General features: G+C 37.4%; 15 protein-coding genes and 1 pseudogene. All 16 read right to left on the reverse strand.

The window, feature by feature from the left end; all coding sequences use genetic code 11:
- Position 1: 1 nt before the first annotated feature.
- The gene (locus CPHY_RS15925) at positions 2 to 1,384 is read right to left on the reverse strand and encodes a V-type ATP synthase subunit B (RefSeq protein WP_012201079.1); all 1,383 of its coding nucleotides are present in this window, start codon (positions 1,382 to 1,384) and stop codon (positions 2 to 4) included.
- A complete protein-coding gene (locus tag CPHY_RS15930) occupies positions 1,384 to 3,153 on the reverse strand; it encodes a V-type ATP synthase subunit A (RefSeq protein ID WP_012201080.1) in 1,770 nt (589 codons plus the stop codon). The genes CPHY_RS15925 and CPHY_RS15930 overlap by 1 nt, the downstream gene beginning before the upstream one ends.
- Entirely contained in the window at positions 3,154 to 3,489 is a 336-nt protein-coding gene (locus CPHY_RS15935) for a V-type ATP synthase subunit F (RefSeq protein ID WP_012201081.1), read from the reverse strand.
- Complete coding sequence (locus CPHY_RS15940) at positions 3,482 to 4,462, reverse strand: V-type ATPase subunit (RefSeq protein ID WP_012201082.1); 981 nt, start codon at positions 4,460 to 4,462, stop codon at positions 3,482 to 3,484. Before CPHY_RS15940 ends, CPHY_RS15935 begins: the two co-directional genes overlap by 8 nt.
- A 38-nt stretch (positions 4,463 to 4,500) precedes the next feature.
- Positions 4,501 to 5,115, reverse strand: coding sequence for a V-type ATP synthase subunit E family protein (locus tag CPHY_RS15945; RefSeq protein ID WP_012201083.1), 615 nt, complete (start codon positions 5,113 to 5,115; stop codon positions 4,501 to 4,503).
- Positions 5,116 to 5,134: 19 nt separating this feature from the next.
- Positions 5,135 to 5,647, reverse strand: coding sequence for a V-type ATP synthase subunit K (locus CPHY_RS15950; protein WP_012201084.1), 513 nt, complete (start codon positions 5,645 to 5,647; stop codon positions 5,135 to 5,137).
- 1 nt (position 5,648) lies between these two features.
- On the reverse strand, positions 5,649 to 7,679 hold the full coding sequence (locus tag CPHY_RS15955; RefSeq protein WP_012201085.1) for a V-type ATP synthase subunit I: 2,031 nt from the start codon (positions 7,677 to 7,679) through the stop codon (positions 5,649 to 5,651).
- Complete coding sequence (locus CPHY_RS15960; protein ID WP_012201086.1) at positions 7,666 to 7,989, reverse strand: hypothetical protein; 324 nt, start codon at positions 7,987 to 7,989, stop codon at positions 7,666 to 7,668. The genes CPHY_RS15955 and CPHY_RS15960 overlap by 14 nt, the downstream gene beginning before the upstream one ends.
- 178 nt (positions 7,990 to 8,167) lie before the next feature.
- The gene (locus tag CPHY_RS15965) at positions 8,168 to 8,539 is read right to left on the reverse strand and encodes a NusG domain II-containing protein (RefSeq protein WP_012201087.1); all 372 of its coding nucleotides are present in this window, start codon (positions 8,537 to 8,539) and stop codon (positions 8,168 to 8,170) included.
- A 214-nt stretch (positions 8,540 to 8,753) separates the two neighbouring features.
- Positions 8,754 to 11,396, reverse strand: a complete 2,643-nt coding sequence (locus tag CPHY_RS15970) for an exo-rhamnogalacturonan lyase family protein (RefSeq protein ID WP_012201088.1) — start codon at positions 11,394 to 11,396, stop codon at positions 8,754 to 8,756.
- A 96-nt stretch (positions 11,397 to 11,492) separates the two neighbouring features.
- Entirely contained in the window at positions 11,493 to 14,942 is a 3,450-nt protein-coding gene (locus tag CPHY_RS21510) for a discoidin domain-containing protein (RefSeq protein WP_012201089.1), read from the reverse strand.
- A 500-nt stretch (positions 14,943 to 15,442) separates the two neighbouring features.
- On the reverse strand, positions 15,443 to 15,874 hold the full coding sequence (locus tag CPHY_RS15980; protein ID WP_012201090.1) for an ACT domain-containing protein: 432 nt from the start codon (positions 15,872 to 15,874) through the stop codon (positions 15,443 to 15,445).
- A gap of 15 nt (positions 15,875 to 15,889) precedes the next feature.
- A complete protein-coding gene (locus tag CPHY_RS15985) occupies positions 15,890 to 17,188 on the reverse strand; it encodes a phenylacetate--CoA ligase family protein (protein ID WP_041703734.1) in 1,299 nt (432 codons plus the stop codon).
- Between the two features lie 167 nt (positions 17,189 to 17,355).
- On the reverse strand, positions 17,356 to 18,549 hold the full coding sequence (locus CPHY_RS15990) for an RNA-guided endonuclease InsQ/TnpB family protein (RefSeq protein WP_334290436.1): 1,194 nt from the start codon (positions 18,547 to 18,549) through the stop codon (positions 17,356 to 17,358).
- A pseudogene (locus tag CPHY_RS21380) lies at positions 18,482 to 18,718 on the reverse strand (IS607 family transposase); the annotation flags it as partial. The gene CPHY_RS15990 and the pseudogene CPHY_RS21380, both read right to left, overlap by 68 nt.
- Positions 18,719 to 18,759: 41 nt before the next feature.
- Positions 18,760 to 19,167, reverse strand: a complete 408-nt coding sequence (locus tag CPHY_RS15995) for an ACT domain-containing protein (RefSeq protein ID WP_012201093.1) — start codon at positions 19,165 to 19,167, stop codon at positions 18,760 to 18,762.
- Positions 19,168 to 19,304 lie beyond the last annotated feature (137 nt).

Consider the following 19,304-nt stretch of genomic DNA (forward strand, 5'->3'; position numbering starts at 1 on the left):
CTTACACCCCCATCGTTTTTCCGTAATACTCATCGAGGAATTCATCCTTAATTCTTTTTAATTCAGTTCTTGGTAAAATGGAGAGCAGTTTCCATCCGAGATTTAATGTTCCTTCAATGTCTCTGTTATTATAATATCCTTGTGAGACATATTCTCGTTCAAAGGTATCCGCAAATTCAGCATACAATTTATCAATGTCAGTTAACGCTGCCTCACCAAGCACAACCATCAATTCTTTTGCTTCCTTACCTCTAGCATAAGCAGCAAACAATTGATTCATAGTATTGGCATGATCTTTTCTTGTTTTCCCTTCTCCAATACCTTTATCCTTTAATCTTGAAAGAGATGGTAATACATCAATTGGTGGTGTGACTCCTTGTCGATATAGATCTCTACTTAAGATAATCTGACCTTCGGTAATATAACCAGTAAGGTCTGGAATTGGATGTGTTTTATCATCTTCTGGCATAGTAAGGATTGGAATCATAGTAATACTTCCATTCTTTCCTTTTTGTCTTCCTGCTCTTTCATATAATGATGCTAAGTCCGTATACATATATCCAGGGTAACCTCTACGCCCAGGCACTTCTTTTCTTGCTGCTGAAACTTCACGTAAGGAATCCGCATAGTTTGTGATATCAGTTAAAATAACTAATACATGCATATCCTTTTCAAAAGCAAGATATTCCGCAGCAGTAAGAGCCATTCTTGGCGTCGCAATACGCTCCACCGCTGGATCGTTAGCTAGATTTACAAACATTACGGTACGATCAATCGCTCCTGTTTCTTTAAAGCTCTCCGTAAAGAAGTTGGCTTCTTCAAACGTAATTCCCATCGCTGCAAATACAACCGCAAATGCCTCATTCGTTCCTCTTACCTTGGCCTGTCTTGCAATTTGGGCAGCAAGCTCTGCATGTGGTAAACCACTTGCTGAGAATATCGGAAGTTTTTGACCACGGACTAGTGTATTTAGACCATCAATAGCGGATACTCCTGTTTGAATAAACTCCTGTGGATAATTTCTAGCAACTGGATTCATAGGAAGCCCATTGATATCCATTCTTTTTTCCGGTAAAATTTCTGGACCTCCATCGATAGGACGACCAAGTCCGTCAAATACACGACTAAGCATATCTTCTGAAACTGCTAATTCCATTCCCCTGCCTAGAAATCGTACTTTACTATCGGATAAGTTGATACCCGTTGAGCTTTCAAATAATTGGACGAGAGCATTTTCTCCGTCAATTACAAGAACCTTACATCTTCTTTTTTCACCATTTGCTAACTCTATTTCACCAAGCTCGTTGTAGGCAACCTGAGTAACACCTTTTACTAGCATCAAAGGGCCTGCAACTTCTTGTATGGTTTTATACTCCTTTGGCATTAGGCATCCTCCCTTCCTACTAATTGCTCCGCTTGTTCCATAATTTGATGCTTTATTGCTCCATATACTTCCTGAAGATTTTCTTCTTTTTCATACTTAAAACGTCCGATTTGCTCCCTTACAGGCACTTTTACTAAAGCATCGATAGAAGCTCCTTTTTTAAGCGCAGCTAAGGAAGCATCATAGAAGTATAGTACTAACTCCATCATACGGAATTGTTTCTCTAGGGTCGTATAGGTATCTACCTCGTGGAATGCATCTTGATGAAGATAATCTTCTCTTATTGATCTGGCTGCCTCTAACTTTAAACGATCCTCAGAGGACAGTGCATCCATACCAACTAATTTTACGATTTCTTCTAGTTCTGATTCATCGTGTAGCAATTTAACAATTTTTAAACGGAGTGATGTCCAATTTTCATTCACTTCAGAATTAAACCAATTCCCCATCTTATCCGCATACAACGAATAACTCGTTAGCCAGTTAATCGCAGGAAAATGTCTACGGTATGCAAGATTTGCATCAAGACCCCAGAAAACCTTCACTATTCGTAATGTAGCCTGGGAAACCGGTTCCGAGATATCACCACCTGGAGGTGATACTGCTCCAATTACAGATAATGCTCCCTCTCTATGATTCGAACCAAGTGAGATGACACGTCCTGCACGTTCATAAAACTGAGCCAAACGGCTTCCAAGATACGCTGGATAACCCTCTTCACCAGGCATTTCTTCCAGACGTCCACTCATTTCTCTTAATGCTTCTGCCCAACGAGACGTTGAATCTGCCATTAATGCTACCGAATACCCCATATCACGGTAATACTCTGCGATTGAAATTCCAACATAAATTGATGCCTCTCTTGCAGCAACAGGCATATCTGAAGTATTTGCAATTAATACAGTACGTTCCATGATGGAATATCCTGTTTTAGGATCTATTAGTTCTGGGAACTCATTTAAAACATCTGTCATTTCATTTCCACGTTCCCCACAACCGATGTATACTACGATATCAGCTTCAGCCCACTTTGCTAACTGATGCTGTACAACGGTTTTCCCACTTCCAAAAGGACCGGGTACCGTAGCGACACCGCCTTTGGCAATTGGAAATAAGGTATCAATCACTCGCTGTCCTGTTATAAGCGGCATTTGTGGTGCTAATTTTTCCTTAAATGGTCTACCAATTCTTACTGGCCACTTCTGTAACATTGATACTGGAACTTCTTCCCCATTCTCAGTTTTTATGACAGCAATTGTCTCCTCAACGGTAAACTCACCGTTAAAAATTTTGCTTATTATACCACTAACACCGTTTGGAACTAAGACTTTATGTATAACTATTGGAGACTCCATCGTCGTACCAAGAATATCACCAGTGCTTACCTCTAATCCGACATAAGCGGTCGGCTCAAAATTCCACTTACGATCACGATTTAAGGAAGGTACTTCAATACCTCGTTCTAGATTATTTCCCGTTCTCTCCATGATCTCATTTAATGGTCTTTGAATTCCATCGAAGATGGAGCCAATTAATCCAGGACCTAATTCCACACAGAGTGGATTTCCAGTTGATTCTACTGGCTCTCCAGGGCCTAAGCCTGAGGTTTCTTCATATACTTGAATCGATGCTTCGTCACCATGCATCTCAATAATCTCACCAATTAATCTTTGACTACTAACACGAACCACGTCAAACATATTGGCATTTCGCATACCCTCTGCAATGACTAAGGGACCTGCAACCTTTTTGATTACACCTTTACTCATTTATTTTTTTACACCTACCTCTTCCTTAAATAAAATATCTGAACCTACCGCTTGTTCTACCATTTTCTTAATCCTAGCTACCCCATTATTGGTGTTACCTGAGATACCAGGGATTGGGAGAATGACAGGAAGTGCATTGTTCTTCTGGCTCTCCAAAAGACTCGAAAGTTTAGACGCAAAATATTCGGTAATATAAATGATGGCATAGTCTTCATTCATAAGGTCCTTTAGTACTCTTCTCGCCTCTTCTTCCTCCTCAACCGGAAAAACCGAAAGACCTAAGGCTCCAAAACCATAGGTGCTATCTCTATCTCCCAAGACTGCTACTCTATACATATAATTTTCTCATCCTTTCCCTGATGAGCTGTTCCGGTAGAGCATTTCGCTTTCCAGAGAGTATCAGTTTTACCATTTTAATTTCTGTCTCACGTGCCAGATAATAAGCAATCACTGGTGCAACGGTATAAGGTAGGTGTTTAACCTTTTTTAACAACTGCATAATTTCATTATCGCACCAGAGCTCAAATGCCGCGTATGATTTTTTTAACATACTAGCACCTTCTGCATACACTGTTTTTTTGAGATAGGATATCAACTCCTCTTCCCCTTTTTTTGCAATAGAAATTATCTCTTGCTTTGAAAGCGTTTCACACGGAACTAAAGCCATCTCATAAAAATCCTGACTTTTCTTTGCCTTACATGCGCGGTAAGCTATTGTAATATTTGCATAGGCTACCTTTTTTTCCGTATACTTACTAAGTAACTCAACCTTACTATCTTTCCCTGCACGAGAAAGTGCAGTTAGACAAGCAGAATCTAGAAAGATATCACACAATTGTCCATCTCCAGTATGTAATAAATCTTCATATGCTGTTTTTGCATAGCCCGCTAACACAGAAGGAAGTATCTCAAATTTTCTATCCTGAACGGCCTTAAATATCTCCTTAGAAGGAAGGCTCCCTCTTTCTAAAAAAACTAGTTTTTCCTTTCTGTTTTTACTTTCTGCATAGATTAACTTTATTGCTACCTTAACATTATGAAAATCATACGGAATTTGAAATACACGTAGTATCTTCTCATCTTTTACTAGTTCAGAGAATAATTGATATGCATTTTGATACTCTGCCTCAATAATATCCTCTGACTCTTTCTCCGCGGATAACTTACCAAATCCTTTTTCTCTTAAAAATCGAAGACATTCCTCATAATTTTTACAAGCTAATAGTTGCTCTAATGAAGAAACACTTAATAAGGAAAGCTCTTTTACTCTAGTACGTGCGACCGCATAATAATACATTGTATCTGCCATGTCCAATCACTCCATTTCTTCACCAATGCTTTTCCTCATTAATTTATTTCTTCCTCTGATGCAAATAAGAGAGAGGCTATAGGTTCTAATAATTGATCGCGTTTTTCTTCAAATAAAGCCTCTATGGATAGGTTATGAGTTATATTACCTTGTTCTAACAAAAATCCACCGGTTATATTCACCGGTTCTTTTGCTATCGTTAATTTATTATCCTTACTTTCCTCATTTCTTCTATCCAAAGTCTCTAAAAAGTAACTTGGCAGACGATTTAGATCCCTTTGGTTAAAACATAAACTTCCACCCTGTCCCAAATCAAAAGGTGCTAGCAATTTTAATATTAAGTCAAAATATTCCTCTTCCGGTAAGGAAAGAATGCTCTCCTTCGCTTGAAGAATTACCTCGATAATCATCTTTTGCTTTGCTGCTAAAATTTTATTTTTCTTAGCTACCAACGCAGCAGAATCAGCTTGTTTTTTGCTGTTATGTAGTAAAAGCTCTCTCTCTTTTTCTCCGTCTTTTTTAATTTTTTCTTCTTCCTTCTTTGCTTCCTCTTTCAGTTCTTCCACTTTCTTTTCTGCAGCTAATATTCTTTCTTTCGATATGATAGCTGCTTCTTCTTCAATACTCTTAATAATCGATTCTAAACCAGTCATACGCCCTCCTACCTGCTCCTTACAGGTTCAAGGAACTTACACCACTTACTGCTAATAAGGAAATTAGTAGAGCTAGAATAGCATATGTCTCTACCATTGCAGGTAAAATCATAGCCTTACCAAACTGCTCCGGCTTTTTAGCAACCATACCGATACTAGCAACGGATGCCTTGGCTTGGGCAATAGCTGAAACTAAACCAACTATAGCAATTGGAAGACAAGCACAGAAATAGAGTGCACCCATTTGCCAGGAAATTCCACTATCACCTGCTAATACACCAATCTTCGTCATTGTAAGGAATGCAATCAAAAGGCCATAGATACCTTGAGTACCAGGAAGCAATTGAAGAACTAATATTTTACCGAATTTGGATGGATCTTCTGATAACACACCTGCTGCCGCCTCACCAGCTTTACCAACTCCAATTGCTGATCCAATTCCTGCCATAAGAGCTGCAAGTGCTGCTCCTAACAAAGCTAAAATAATTCCTAGATTTTCGAATCCTGCTCCACTAACTGCTAAAAAGTTCATATTATCTCTCTCCTTTATCCAATTTAAAATACTTTGTTCTCATGGAAAATGGACTAAATTCACGTCCTCCACCACTATAAAACTTTCCGAAAAATTCTACATATTGTAAACGATTGGTATGTACATAAGCACCAAGTGCATTAATACCAATATTAATTGCATGACCAAGAATAAAAATAACAATAAATGCTATTACACCAACAAATCCTCCACCCACCATGGATGCCATCATATTAATTACTGTACAAATAACGCCTGAGGCTAAACCTAACGCTAGTAGACGAGAATAGGATAAAACATCACTTAAATAGCCAGTGATACCATAATAACCATATAAGCCTTTTAAGAAACGCTTGACTGGATTTCTGGATTCTCTTCCCGCTGTCAAGATGATTCCTGCTGAGGAGATTAACATGATAACAAGCGCGATATTTCCTACCTCCTTACTTAACTGAAAACTAAGTCCAAAGGTCTTTGTAAAAACATCCATAGATAGTAACAAAACAAGCGAAGCAGTTAGTACGATATACCACAGGATAACATCGTAAAGAACTGATTTATAATCTTTTTGTTTTATACATTGATATAGTTTCACTGCTAATCCCGTATAAATATGTATAATTCCAAACAACATAGAAAATACTAACATTTTCATTGGTTCATTGACTGGGAAAAACCATACTGGAGGGATGGAAATTACGTGACCAAAAAAAGTTTCTGATACAACATCGACCATATCTCCAAAATAGCTGCCAAACATTACTCCCCAAAATATAGTAGAGATACCGCAATATAGAAACATCTTGAGAGAATTTTTCAAAGTATTCTCCATATTCTTATACTTTAAGAGAGCAAATGTACATCCAAATACCATAATTGCTCCATAGGCTGCATCCGCTAACATTAGTCCAAAGAGAATATAATAAAAAACAGCCATTATCGTTGTTGGATCTATTTCCCCTTTACCAGGTAAACTATACGCTTTTACAGTACCTTCCAGTGGTTTTGAAAAAGCTGGATTTTTTAAAAGAATAGGAACCTCTTCTTCCTCACTGATATCCATAGTCTCAATCGCAACATCACATTGCTCTTGTATCCTCTTTAAGGTCTTTCCTATCTCATCTTTGGGAATATATCCACTCACAACAAACACATTCTCTGTCTCAACGAGGTGTTTTATAACCTCACATTGTCCTAATCGAACCTCTGCATCATCGGATAAGAATTGAAACTCCTCGATATCCTGTTCAAACTCTTTAATCATCTTAAGATGCTCTGTAATTTTTTTTTCTGAAACTAGGATTTCTTCCTCGATGAAATCTTTTTCTTTTGCAGGTGGTAAATTTAGGTTACAATTGGAGATTTTTTGAGAAAAAGAAGCATCTCTTAAGATAGAGAGAACTTCTACCGCTTGCTTCTTTAGACACATAACCATAATATAAGTCATAAGTTTGCTCGAACTGATTACTTCAACCTCAACGAACTGGTTATTCTCGGTAGTGGTTAAAGGATCTGAAAATAGTTCTTCTACTTTCGATTTCTCCCAAGCATTTGGTAAAGTGCCAAAAAAAACAGCCGTACAGTTTGTTTCTGTACAGCTAAAAGGTATCGTAAGAGTAATCCACGGTACGAGTGCCTCAAGCTGTGCCCTTCGCTTTTTGTTTTCTTGAACTTCTTCCGTAATTATTCTAGCAAGCCGCGTTACTTGTAACGCATGCTCTTTTATTTGATTGTATTTTGATTCGTAAAATTCGTACTTTTCCGAGGTGATTAATTTTCTTCCGGTAAGTGAAGAAACTTTTGTTTTTTTGTCACAATAGGTGTCCATCACCTGCAAAGCTTCTTTCGCTAACTGTATATCCTCTGCTACATATTCTTCTACCTCGGACTGTTTTTGAAGATGAAATATACTATCGTCATAATAAATATCGGTAACTTCCATCACGCCACACCGCTGCAGTGTTGTTAGTAGCTTTTTTCGGTTTCTCTTCAGTGCGCACAATTGAATTTTCTGCATGTTAAGCACTGACACTATGTAACACATCCTTTACAATATAATCGATGGTTTTCTTTTTGTTTTCGGTACTAAGTTTCATTAAATATTCAATTTCCTTGTCTGCTTCCATCAAAGCATTTTCTGTTTGTTGTTCGCGGTATTCACTCGCTTCCAACATTGCTTTCTTTGTTAACTCTTCTTCCTCCTTCATGACACTACTTAGATGCGTTTTCACTTCTTCTTTTGCACGTTCCATCATCTTGTTTCCTCTAGCGATTGCATCATTCTCTTTCTCTTTTGCTAATTCTTCAACCTCACGCACCCGGTTAAGCATCTCGCCTACCATTTCACACCTCCTTTGTTAAAAATTTTGTCATAATATGGATAACATATAGATTCATTATAGCCTATCTTATTCCCACCTTCAATGCTATAGTAATTTTTTAGTGTTAAGAAGCTGTTAAAAAACTCCTGGAAATCCGAGTAAATTATTCGGCTTCCAGGAGTTTTTTAAATAATATCCTCTATTGCGCTATGGCATCTGTTTTTGATTGCTCCCCTTCGGTAACTTCTACGATAATTTCATTAGGTAAACAAATAATCATATCGTTTTTGTTATGAATCGCTAGATGGTTTACACAAATCTGGTCGGGACATCCAGCGCTTTCCATTTTTGCATATCCATCTTCTATTTTTAATACGCTATCCCCAAGTCTTCCTGGTATAATTACTGTTTGATTTTTATATAAAGAATATGTGCCGAAGGTCTTCCCTTCAACTTCAACAACAACTTTACCATTTTCACCAACTTCACCTGACATCAGCCAATATACCAAAAAACTTCCACCCGCAATCACTAATAACACTACCAATAAAATAATATCTTTTTTCTTCAAGTTATAATCCTCTCAATCAAAGTATATTTGCTAGTTTCACAGGAAGTAATCATTTATCATAAGTATAGGAATCTAGCATTTTTAACTTTTCTCACTGATTATTAGGATAAAGGACAACCAACCAAAAAGTCAACACCTGTTTTAAATAATATTAAGCATTTTATAGTAAATATCTTCTTACTGTTAACTACCTTACTATCTTTCACTACTTTTTCTAAGATATAAAAAAGCTTTCAGGTAACTCTTCTGAAATTAAGTCTAACGCCACAATCACATTCAGGCACCATTGGGACATAACATTGGTTGAGACTCTAGGCATCTCCTGTAATATCTCCTGATTTCCTGCGTGATATACAGGATGAGTCTCAAATACACTGTTTTTAACTTCCGTTGATAAACACTCTTTTAACTCTTTCCAAATCTTTTTTGCTAGTTTCTCATCTTGATAATACTTTGCTCCGTAGGCAGCCATGGCCGCTGCCATATAAGGAAACGTAGCGATTCTGTCTCTAATTAAGCCATTGGTAAATGCAAACTGTTCCTCATGATCCATATAATAGAATCTTCCAAAGTCAGCAAGCATTCGATTCCATTCTTCATCTTCTAACATATGTGCCAGCTCCAACCAGATTTGTGGAGCACCCATGCAAATAATCAGATGAAAACCTCCTGTGGCTTGCTCTCCCAGATAATGCAGATGACTGCTTTCTGGGTCATACTCAAAATCAGAGCCTGAAATCAAACGCAGTGGTGCATTTTTTAAATCCTGAATTCCTGTCAGTATCTTTTCCTGATAGGCTTGATTTTGATGTCTCTCCCACTCTGTCATCCAATTCGAGGTAAAGGTTGACCAGTCAGGGCCGGTACGGGCATGTGTTTTATAAACCATTTCCTCTTTCTTATAGAAATATCGAAGAGGATCAATTTCTAGAAGAGTAAAATCTCCATCCTTGACTTCATCAAAAATATCACCAAGACGATAATCTCCTGTGAGATAGTAATAAAACCGATGATGGCCTGCCATTGCAATACGGGCTTCTTTACAAGAACACCCCCAGTGCCTAACATTGTGTCTGGAGCCTATGCCCTTATATGGTCCCAGGTGGTAGACATCTACTTCAGAGCAATGACGTGCCATGGCTTCTGCCATGGTAAAGATATCCTCTCTTCCAGTCCTTAAGAAGGAATACCACAACCAGAGAGTCGGAACAAGTTCCGTATTCTGCCATGCATATCCACCCATATCATAACGCCAGCAGTGGCGTGTTTTATCATAAGTATGCATCACATCCCCATAAGAAAATACTCCATACCAGTTACGAATTTTGATTTCTTCAAGGTAAAACTCGATTCCTTTCTCTAATTGGTCTTCTAACCACATCTGTGCCTCATTCTCTTTCTTTCTTAAACTCCAGATGCCAAACGCTCCAAGTTCATGGTAATATTCAGGATTTGCTATGTAAACGCATGGTTTCTGGACTCGTTTATAAAAACGTTCCATCCACTCATCTGTAGGAATACCATCCGCAATTGCAGTTAACCGAAATTCATTCGTATTTGCGATACCATAAGGAGTAGCACCCATTTCATCAAATCCCTCATAATAAGTTTGTGAATATCCTGTGGTCGCATAGTGCCTAAAATCCATTGCTTCAACTTCCGGTGACCAAAACCAGACTGTTGCACATGCTAATTCTTTATCAAGATACTTCACCTGATAAGTAGAAGGATACTTCTGCCAAAAATCTTTCAATCCGATTGCAAATCCTCCCTCTTCATCTGACACTGCAACAGTACCTTTTGCATGAGTTCCATGAAGTCCTTCTATGTAACAGCATTCCTCCTTGCTGATTTTCTTCTTCACTATAAAATGAGTGGCACTATCCTGACAAAGCACATATTCTCCCCAGATTGGGATATTATCTTTTGCCTGCATCGCTTCTGGGGTATCTATTTCATTTAAGCAAAGAAGTTCTCCCTTCATCTGTCTTTCATAGATAGAAATAGGGACTATTGGATGCCAGGTAAGAAGCATCGCAAGACTTTCATGAAAACAGCCAAAATCTGTTCCGAATTTAATATGACGATTATAGCTTTCACCTTTCATCTGCCGATAAATACGAACTCCAATTCCCTTTAAGAAATCCTTGTCTTCATCACCGTCATAAAGAAAGGTATGTGTAAATAAAATTTCTGACTGATTCCTTCCTATCGCCATACGAAGAATAAACGGAAGTACTTCCCTTTTACTAATTGCATGCTGATGGATTCCGGTTAATTTAATTACGCATTGAAGCGGACCGCACTCCTCAATCTTTGTTTCTTTGATCACCCCCAGATAAGGAACTTCTCTTTTTATAACCTCACCATCTACTCTTGTTCTTTCTTCTAACAGTGCTATCAGTTCTGCTTCTTTTGCAACTTCACCTTCTTCGGTATGAAATTGCTCAAAAAGTTTTGTACCTTGTTTCCATATCCGCACGCTTGTGGTTCCTGCCTGAACAAACAGGCTATCTTTCTCTTCTGTAATTAAGATATTATCAGTGATTGCTTCCTTATTTCTTCCCTCTTGTGTTATGGTTTCTGTTTCTTTATTTTGATATTTTTTTAAAACAGGTTCTACTGTCACAGTTTCACTCATACCATCGCTATTGCCAGTATGTGCAGCCCATTTTACTGTTCCATCTGGCCAATAAGCAGTAATTCGTGATTGAACAGGGACATTACTATCATCTTCATTCTTTAATATAAATTTCGCTTCGGAGGAAACTTCCCCTTTTTCCCAGTAGCTTCCAAACGTTGTTAATCCACTCTTTTCTCTGTTCTCCATTCTATGTAATTCCATCTGTTTTAACATTGTTTACTCCTATCTCGGGTTTTTATATCCGTACTATGCTTAACTACTCCACTACTTAGGTTATAATCGCACTAATGTTATAATTGTACTAATCTTTTAGTTTTCTATATCAGTAGTTGCACTCTTAAAATCTACTGTTTGATTATTAACTTCACCTCTCCAGATTCCAAGTCCTTCCTCCGTTAAAAGAGTGAGGCAGGCAATCGACACATATGGATCGGAATACGCTCCGGTCATTTGATGCCAACCATCTTTTTCAAGATCCCACTTCGTTACATGTTCTCCTCCAAATCCTGAAATGGCAATAAAACGGATCGCATCTGTCGTCACTGTTTTAGGAAAGGTTATAGTCTTTGGTGAAAATGAACTTTTCAATTCTCCTTCGCACAAAAACTCCCAATGTCCTTCCTTTCGATATTCCACTTGGTATTCTTTGATATCTCCCTCGTGTTCCCTGTGATTCTGTCTTGGGACATAGCAGATTCCGTAGAATGAATGTGCTTTGGGCATTTCTAAGCGTATGTGAGCAGGGTAACCTTTAATTAACATAAAATCTTCTGCATTACCATGGCATATCACCTCGATATCCTTCGTTTCCTCTTCTTCCAGTACAACTGAAACCTCCAGCAGTTCCATTGTATGATTTTCATGATAGATGGTTTTTATATCCTCGAAAGATACGTTTTCTTTCGGGGCAAACGCCTCACTCTCCATATAACAAAAGATACTTTGCATGAGAGCAGAAGCTGCCGGTGATTTTCCTGCCCTACCTTCTGTTCTAAAATCCACGGTAGTCATAAACAGACCTCCATTTCTAACTTTTGCTTCTAGCATGAGAGCCAGTGGATAGTTTCGATTCCAGTCATCTATTACACGAACGATAGGAGTAAGTTCTCCACCAAAACAACTAAGATTGATTCCACGTGCCCCATCTATGATATCCTCCCACTGCCATTCTGCATAAGACTCTGTTGGAAACTGACGAAATACCGGATGAGCAGGATCGCACATAATGCTTAGGCCTCTCGCCCAAGTTGGGCCCATCTGTGCATTCCAAAAGATAGGTTTGAACTGTAATTTGGGGCAATCATAACTTAGGGAATCTATTCTCGGATTAAATAAAACTTTTTTCCCTTCTTCCAATGCTTTCTCTGCTGCTTCCCAGTCTTTTGTATAAAAAACTCTGCAATATTCTTTTAATTCTTTGGATTCTTTGGATTCCTTGAATTCCTTGAATTCCTTGGATTCTTTGGATTCCTTGAATTCTTTGGATTCCTTGAACTCCTTGGCTTCCTTGTTTTCTATAAATTCTTTGGATTTCTTGACTTCTATAAATTCTTCGGATTCCTTGTGATTATTTTGATAACTCCATAACTTCCAACTATTAATAAAACATTCTTCTTTTGTCTCGATGCAAACAAAAAGCTCATAAACTGTAGACTCCTGATTATTTGGCAGTGCTAGCCTTATAGTACCTGCCTCAATATTCTTTCCGATTGGAATATCCATTCTACCTAGGATACTTTTCTTTATAGTCGTAGTCCCATCTCTTAGTTCATAGGATACCGTAGCTTGAGAAAGTTTTGCTTCTCCAAAATGGCTGATTTCAACAGAAGCTGTGACCGTCTCACCTGCTTCATAAACATACTTAGGAATCCTAGCAAGCGGTACTGTCTTAGAACAAAACCTTTTCCATTCCTTCGGACTGATATACCCTTTCTCCTCCCAAAAAGCATCCAGTACACCAACCAATGCAGTTCCCTGACCAAGATAGTCATGTAAATCTAACAATTCAAACCCATAAAGATGAGGGGTTCTAAGGTTCGCTTCAATCTCTTCTTTATACATCAAACTTTGTAGTTTTCCAGAGTTATAGTGAAACTCTTTGGAGTACTGTTCCACGCCATGAGATTTTGCAGAACCTCTAAATACTTCAAAGTTACTTGGGGATAGGTATCCAGTAAACTTATCAATAATCGAAAAATCAGGATAAGAACACCATTGTCCTAGTTCATGACAGATAGCCGGAAGCGTTACATTCTTAAGAGACTCTCTATAATCCGACCCTTTCCATCCCGCAGAATTTCTTATGGTACCTCCCGGTTCTATACCAAAGCCTGAACGATGGAAGTAAAGATAATCTGTTCCCGTCACCTGATCGGGCTCGATTGGAAATGGCCAGCCAGATTGGATCGTATATAATTTTCTAGAATCGATTTCTTTACAATACGCGACAAACTCAGTCAAAGGCCCTAACCACTCTCCCATTGGTTCATTGGATGGAGAAAGCATCACAAAAGACGGATGATTCCCAAAGGTTCGAAGGATTCTATCCGCTTCCATTTTGGCTACCTCAAGCATCGGATCTCCTGGCTCAAAACTATTCCACATTCCACATTCCACTTGAAGATATATTCCTTCCTCATCAGCTGCCACAAATGCAGCTTCCGGTGGACAATAAGAATGAAAGCGCATAAAGTTTAGCCCCCATTCTTTAATTACCTTCATAATTTTCTGCCAGAATTTAATACTGCAATCCGGATATCCAGTCAGAGGATAATCACCTCCAAAATGTGTTCCTCTAAAATACGTTGGGCGATGATTCACAAGAAAAAGCCCATTTTCCGATTTCACCTGTATAAAACCGAATGTTACTTCTTCTGTTTCCGTACCATAATCACTCGTTAAGGCTATCGATTCTTTCAAAAGGTTTGCACTAAACTCATCCCAAAGCTTTGTATCTTGGTCATATTCCTTCATCAAAGTTACAAGCGTAACCCCTTCCTGACACATAACTGTAAGTTCTTGTTTTATGTCTAGTGAAGTTTGAAAATTTCTCTCGTTTTCACTCCCTATTACAAGCGATGTCTTAACTGTTTCTTTGGTATAGTTTTGTATCGTTACTTCAAAGGTGGCTCTCTTTCGGTCAATATCCGAAAATACTCTCACCTCTTTGATCGCAACTGCCAAATGGCTATGTAATTCAACCCTTCCAACCATCCCATTCCAGCCTGCCGAAAACGCATCAGAAACGCCATGCCCATCGGGACGATATGGAAGTTGCATACTATTATCTAAGCAAATGGTTAGTTTATACTCTTTCTTTTTTAAAAAACCAATGGAAATTTCATGAGGAGTACACAGGCTAAAATCCTCTCCAAGGTACGTATCATCACACCATACGTGGCTTCTCCATCTGGTATTTTCTATGTATAAGGAATACCATTTCCCCTCCGTGATGTCTTCTGACTTAATAGTCATCTGATACCATGCCTTTCCACGATATACTTTAGGCGGCTGGCTTAAAAAAGGTATTCTGACCTTGTCTTCATTTTCATATTGATACTCTTCTCTTAGATACCATAAGGGATCACTTAACCCTTCCACCCATTCTGTCTGACGGGATACCTCTTCTCCATATCCTTGTTCCTGCAATACGCCAGGAATACGAATGCAATCCTTAAAGTTATCTCTTTCCCAATGATTTTTAAACCCTTCATTTTGAGGGTCTATTCTAAACTTCCATAATCCATCTAAAATAATCATTCTAACTCCATTTCTGCGTTAACGGTCCCGCGCTTATTAATACCTTTATGAAAACCGTACTTTCATACATGCCTTTTATTATTCTATCGATCCCCCCCGTATTTAACAATAATCATTATATTCCCTTGGTTTTAACTATGATTATTTCGCTTAAGAATTCTTGTATTTCATTGCTTTCCTACGTCTTTTTATGCATAAGAAAATGATTATTTATTATTATTTTTTTAAAAAGAAAAATTATTTTATTACTATCATTAAACATAAAAAGCTGCCACAAGAGAATATCTATTCTTGTGACAGCCTATCTATTTCTACCTTTAACAATAATAACCAGAGGTAGCTCTGCAAAGTGTCAATATAATAAGTGAAATTTTAGAGTATTTATATAATTCAATTTCCCCGAAATCTCTGTTCCAGATGAATCGGAATGCTTAGGCAAATCTTTAGTAAAAACAGCTATAAATAAATCGAATTGCAGTAACAAATCTTTAGAGTAACAGCTATAGTAAATCGTTAATTGTATAAGCAGTTTCTTCCTCTACTAGTTCAAACCCATTTTTAGAAAGGGATTGTATCGCTTTATTAATATCTGATATTTTAATTACCATAGAAGCATTCTCATTTGTTGCTAAAGCATACATATATTCGATATTAACGTCATCCAATACCTTTAACAGCTCATGCAGCATCCCTATTTGATTTGGCAGCTTCACTGCTAATACATCTGTTAGCATTGCTGAAAATCCTGCTTCCTTTAAAACCCTTTTCCCTTCTGTTGGATTTGAGACTATCATACGCAGCAAACCATATTCACTTGTATCTGCTAAACTCATGGAGGTAATGTTTATTCCATTATCCTTCAGGGTTTCTGTAACTTTTTCCAGTCTACCTGTTCTGTTTTCAATAAATACGGATAATTGTTTAATTGTCAAAGTAAAACCCCCTTCTTAGACTAATTTACGTTTATCAATCACTCGTTTTGCTTTTCCTTCACTTCTCTCTATGGTCTTTGGCTCCACTAATTTAACCTTAACCGAAAGCCCTAACGCTTGTTGCAATACATAGGCAATTTTAAGTGTCAGGTGCTCTAATTCCTTGATTTCATCAGAGAAGAAACGTTCCTCCACTTCCACCCATACTTCTAATGTATCCTGATGATTTACTCTATCGACGATCATCAAATAATGAGGACTCGTTTCACCAAGCTCTAAAAGTGCTGTTTCAACCTGTGATGGGAAAATATTAACACCTCGAATAATTAACATATCATCAGTACGCCCTTTGAAGCGTGAAATTCTTGCAAGTGTTCTACCACATTCACACTTCTCGTAGTTTATGCTTGTTAAATCCTTCGTTCGATAACGAAAGAGTGGTAAGGCTTCTTTTGTTATCGTTGTAAATGCTAACTCACCAATCTCTCCTGGTTCGCATGGCTCTAAGGTATCTGGATTTAAAATCTCCGGAACGAAATGATCTTCATATACATGAAGTCCTGCATGATATTCACAATCTGCTGCTACCCCAGGTCCCATAACCTCACTAAGTCCATAGATGTCATGTGCATTTATATGAAGACGCGTTTCAATTTCTTTCCTCATGTTTTCAGTCCAAGGTTCCGCTCCACAAATTGCCGCTTTTAATTTAATTCGGCCAATCGCTCCCTCTTCCTCTAATACTTCTATGATATGTAATAAGTAAGATGGAGTACATGCTATCGCAGTACAACCAAAGTCCTCCATCATTGTAACTTGTTTTTTGGTATTTCCTGATGACATAGGGATAACGGTTGCACCTAAATTTTCCGCTCCATAATGTAACCCTAAGCCACCAGTAAAAAGCCCATACCCGTAGGATACTTGTATCTTATCCTCTTTTCCTAGCCCAACCATGGCTAACACTCTTGCAACACATTCCTGCCAATTTTCAATATCTCTTCTGGAATAACCAACTACAGTAGCTTTCCCAGTGGTACCAGAAGAAGCATGAACTCGAACAATTTCCGATTGAGGGATTGCAAAGAGCCCAAATGGATAATTATCACGTAAATCTGTTTTTGTAGTAAAGGGAAGCTTATTTAAGTCCTCTATTCCCCCAATATCTCCCGGCTCTAATCCCATAGCTTGCATTTTCTTACGATAGAATTCCACATTATGATAAACGCGGTCTACCATCTTTATGAGCCGTTTGCTTTGGAGATTTTGCATTTCATCACGGCTCATACATTCCTTTGCTTCGTTCCAAATCATTAGTGTCTGCCACTCAAAATATGGACAAATCTACCCATATCGAGATTATTCCCTGTTCAACGTGTCTGATTTTGTGATTGGTTATAATACACTACTCTCATTTGCTATAACACTCCGAGGACGTAAATTCCCCAAATAGCCTTGGGTACATACTTACAGTAACGTGATCATGCTATCTTGTAAGTTTTTGCTTCTCTAAGATTAATACTAGCTTGTAAATCCCTATCAATTACTAAACCACACTCTTTACAAACATAAATTCTGTCAGAAAGTTTTAAGTCTTTTTTGACGTTTCCACAACATGAGCAAAGCTTAGAAGATGGATACCATCTATCTACTATTCTAAGTTCAATATCGTTTTGTTTACATTTGTTGGTAAGTTTTATTCTGAACTCATAAAACTTTTGCCCGGCGACTGCTTTTGATAAGTGTCGATTTTTCATCATTCCTTTTACATTCAAATCTTCAATAGTTATTGAACTTGGTTTTTGTCCAACTATTTCAGATACACATTTATTAATGTAATCAGTACGAATGTTCGCTAATCTTTGATGAAGTCTTTGTACTTTGACTATTTGCTTACGAATATTCTGTCTAGTGGCCTCTCCTTTTCTTATTTTATTTTGTTTTTTAAGACATTCATATTTCCTTGAAAGCCTTACTTGTTCACGTTTTAACTTCTTTTCTAATTTCTTTACTCTTGAAGTCTTATTGATGTTCTTCTTAACTACTTCATTACTAAAAATAGCAAAATCTTTTATTCCTAAATCTAGTCCTAATGGCTCTGTTTTAGGCAAGGAGTTCTTAACTTCTTCTATTTCACAAACAATTGAGATATAATATTTTCCTGCTTGTTCTGTGACCGTACCACTAATGACGTTTGCATTGGCCTTGATATATCCAAATTCTTTAAGCCTAACCCATTTAAGTGTAGGTATATTAATTTTGTGACGTTCAATCTTGAAATCGGTTTTATTATTCCTTGGAAAATATAGACCTACTTTAGACTTACCTTTCTTCTTAAAACGTGGAAATTGTGCTTCACCTTTAAAAAACTTCTTATACGCAAATTCTGCATTACAAATAGCTTTTTTTCTAGCTTTACTACCACAATCATTAATCCACTTGCAATCATCTAAAACTTTAATATCATTATTAATGTACTTATCAAAGTCATTGGCTGACATAAAGGCTTTTTTCTTATTAAGCTTACCCTCTTTAAAGTCTTGATAAAGTGATTGGTTCTTAGCAAGATAAGCGTTATAAAGCCATCTGCAAACACCTAGACATTGATTAATCTTCTGTATCTGCTGGTTCGTTGGTTTTAATTCCACTTTGTATGCTCTTTGCAATCTCTTCATCCTCCTCTATTTTTTTCTTGTATTTTCTTAATCCATAAATTCTACAACTAAAAACATGGAGGATTGAGATTATGTCTTGAATCAACTCTTCTTGTGGAGATATAAACTCATTATTAACAACCAACAGTTTAGTATCAAATTTCAGTAAGAATTTCTCAAACCACTCATATTTGTCTACATCTTAAATAATTAAAGTATATCTCCTAATAATTATTCGATTATACACACCTTATTTTCACGTAACACTTCTTCCGCTTTTTTCATATCATTAATGTTTAGTACCATCAATGGTGCTTTTTCTCCACGAAGTACAAAGGAATAGATATAATTAATGCTTAGATTGTGGTCTTCTAAAATAGCAAGCACCCGATCCAAATCCCCTGGCTTATCCATCAATTCAACTGCTAGTACATCCGAAACCTTAACCGCAAATCCCTTGTCGGAAAGAACTAATTTTGCTTTTTCAGGTTCATCAATAATAATTCGTAATATACTAAAATCCGGTGAGTCAAATACAGAAATTGCTCGTAAATTAATACCATTCTCACTAAGTGCACTTGTTACTTTTCTAAGACTTCCTACTTTGTTTTCAACGAATACGGATAACTGCTGAATCATACTAATCCTCCATTCTGTTGCAATTCTGTGATATTGGGTAACAGCATAAATTAGTGTGTTAAAATCTTTATTTTTCACACTAAAACCATGTCTGCTTAGTAGTAGGCTGGAAGTTTTAGAATTTCTTAGGCGGTGTC

It is taken from the genome of Lachnoclostridium phytofermentans ISDg (assembly GCF_000018685.1).
GTDB lineage: Bacteria > Bacillota > Clostridia > Lachnospirales > Lachnospiraceae > Lachnoclostridium > Lachnoclostridium phytofermentans.

Excerpts from the sequence above, each read along its gene's own strand:
- CPHY_RS15925 (WP_012201079.1), bottom strand. The coding sequence starts at position 1,384 with ATGCCAAAGGAGTATAAAACCATACAAGAAGTTGCAGGCCCTTTGATG.
- CPHY_RS15930 (WP_012201080.1), bottom strand. The coding sequence starts at position 3,153 with ATGAGTAAAGGTGTAATCAAAAAGGTTGCAGGTCCCTTAGTCATTGCA.
- CPHY_RS15935 (WP_012201081.1), bottom strand. The coding sequence starts at position 3,489 with ATGTATAGAGTAGCAGTCTTGGGAGATAGAGATAGCACCTATGGTTTT.
- CPHY_RS15940 (WP_012201082.1), bottom strand. The coding sequence starts at position 4,462 with ATGGCAGATACAATGTATTATTATGCGGTCGCACGTACTAGAGTAAAA.
- CPHY_RS15945 (WP_012201083.1), bottom strand. The coding sequence starts at position 5,115 with ATGACTGGTTTAGAATCGATTATTAAGAGTATTGAAGAAGAAGCAGCT.
- CPHY_RS15950 (WP_012201084.1), bottom strand. The coding sequence starts at position 5,647 with ATGAACTTTTTAGCAGTTAGTGGAGCAGGATTCGAAAATCTAGGAATT.
- CPHY_RS15960 (WP_012201086.1), bottom strand. The coding sequence starts at position 7,989 with ATGGTAGGCGAGATGCTTAACCGGGTGCGTGAGGTTGAAGAATTAGCA.
- CPHY_RS15970 (WP_012201088.1), bottom strand. The coding sequence starts at position 11,396 with ATGTTAAAACAGATGGAATTACATAGAATGGAGAACAGAGAAAAGAGT.
- CPHY_RS21510 (WP_012201089.1), bottom strand. The coding sequence starts at position 14,942 with ATGATTATTTTAGATGGATTATGGAAGTTTAGAATAGACCCTCAAAAT.
- CPHY_RS15985 (WP_041703734.1), bottom strand. The coding sequence starts at position 17,188 with ATGATTTGGAACGAAGCAAAGGAATGTATGAGCCGTGATGAAATGCAA.
- CPHY_RS15990 (WP_334290436.1), bottom strand. The coding sequence starts at position 18,549 with ATGAAGAGATTGCAAAGAGCATACAAAGTGGAATTAAAACCAACGAAC.
- CPHY_RS15995 (WP_012201093.1), bottom strand. The coding sequence starts at position 19,167 with ATGATTCAGCAGTTATCCGTATTCGTTGAAAACAAAGTAGGAAGTCTT.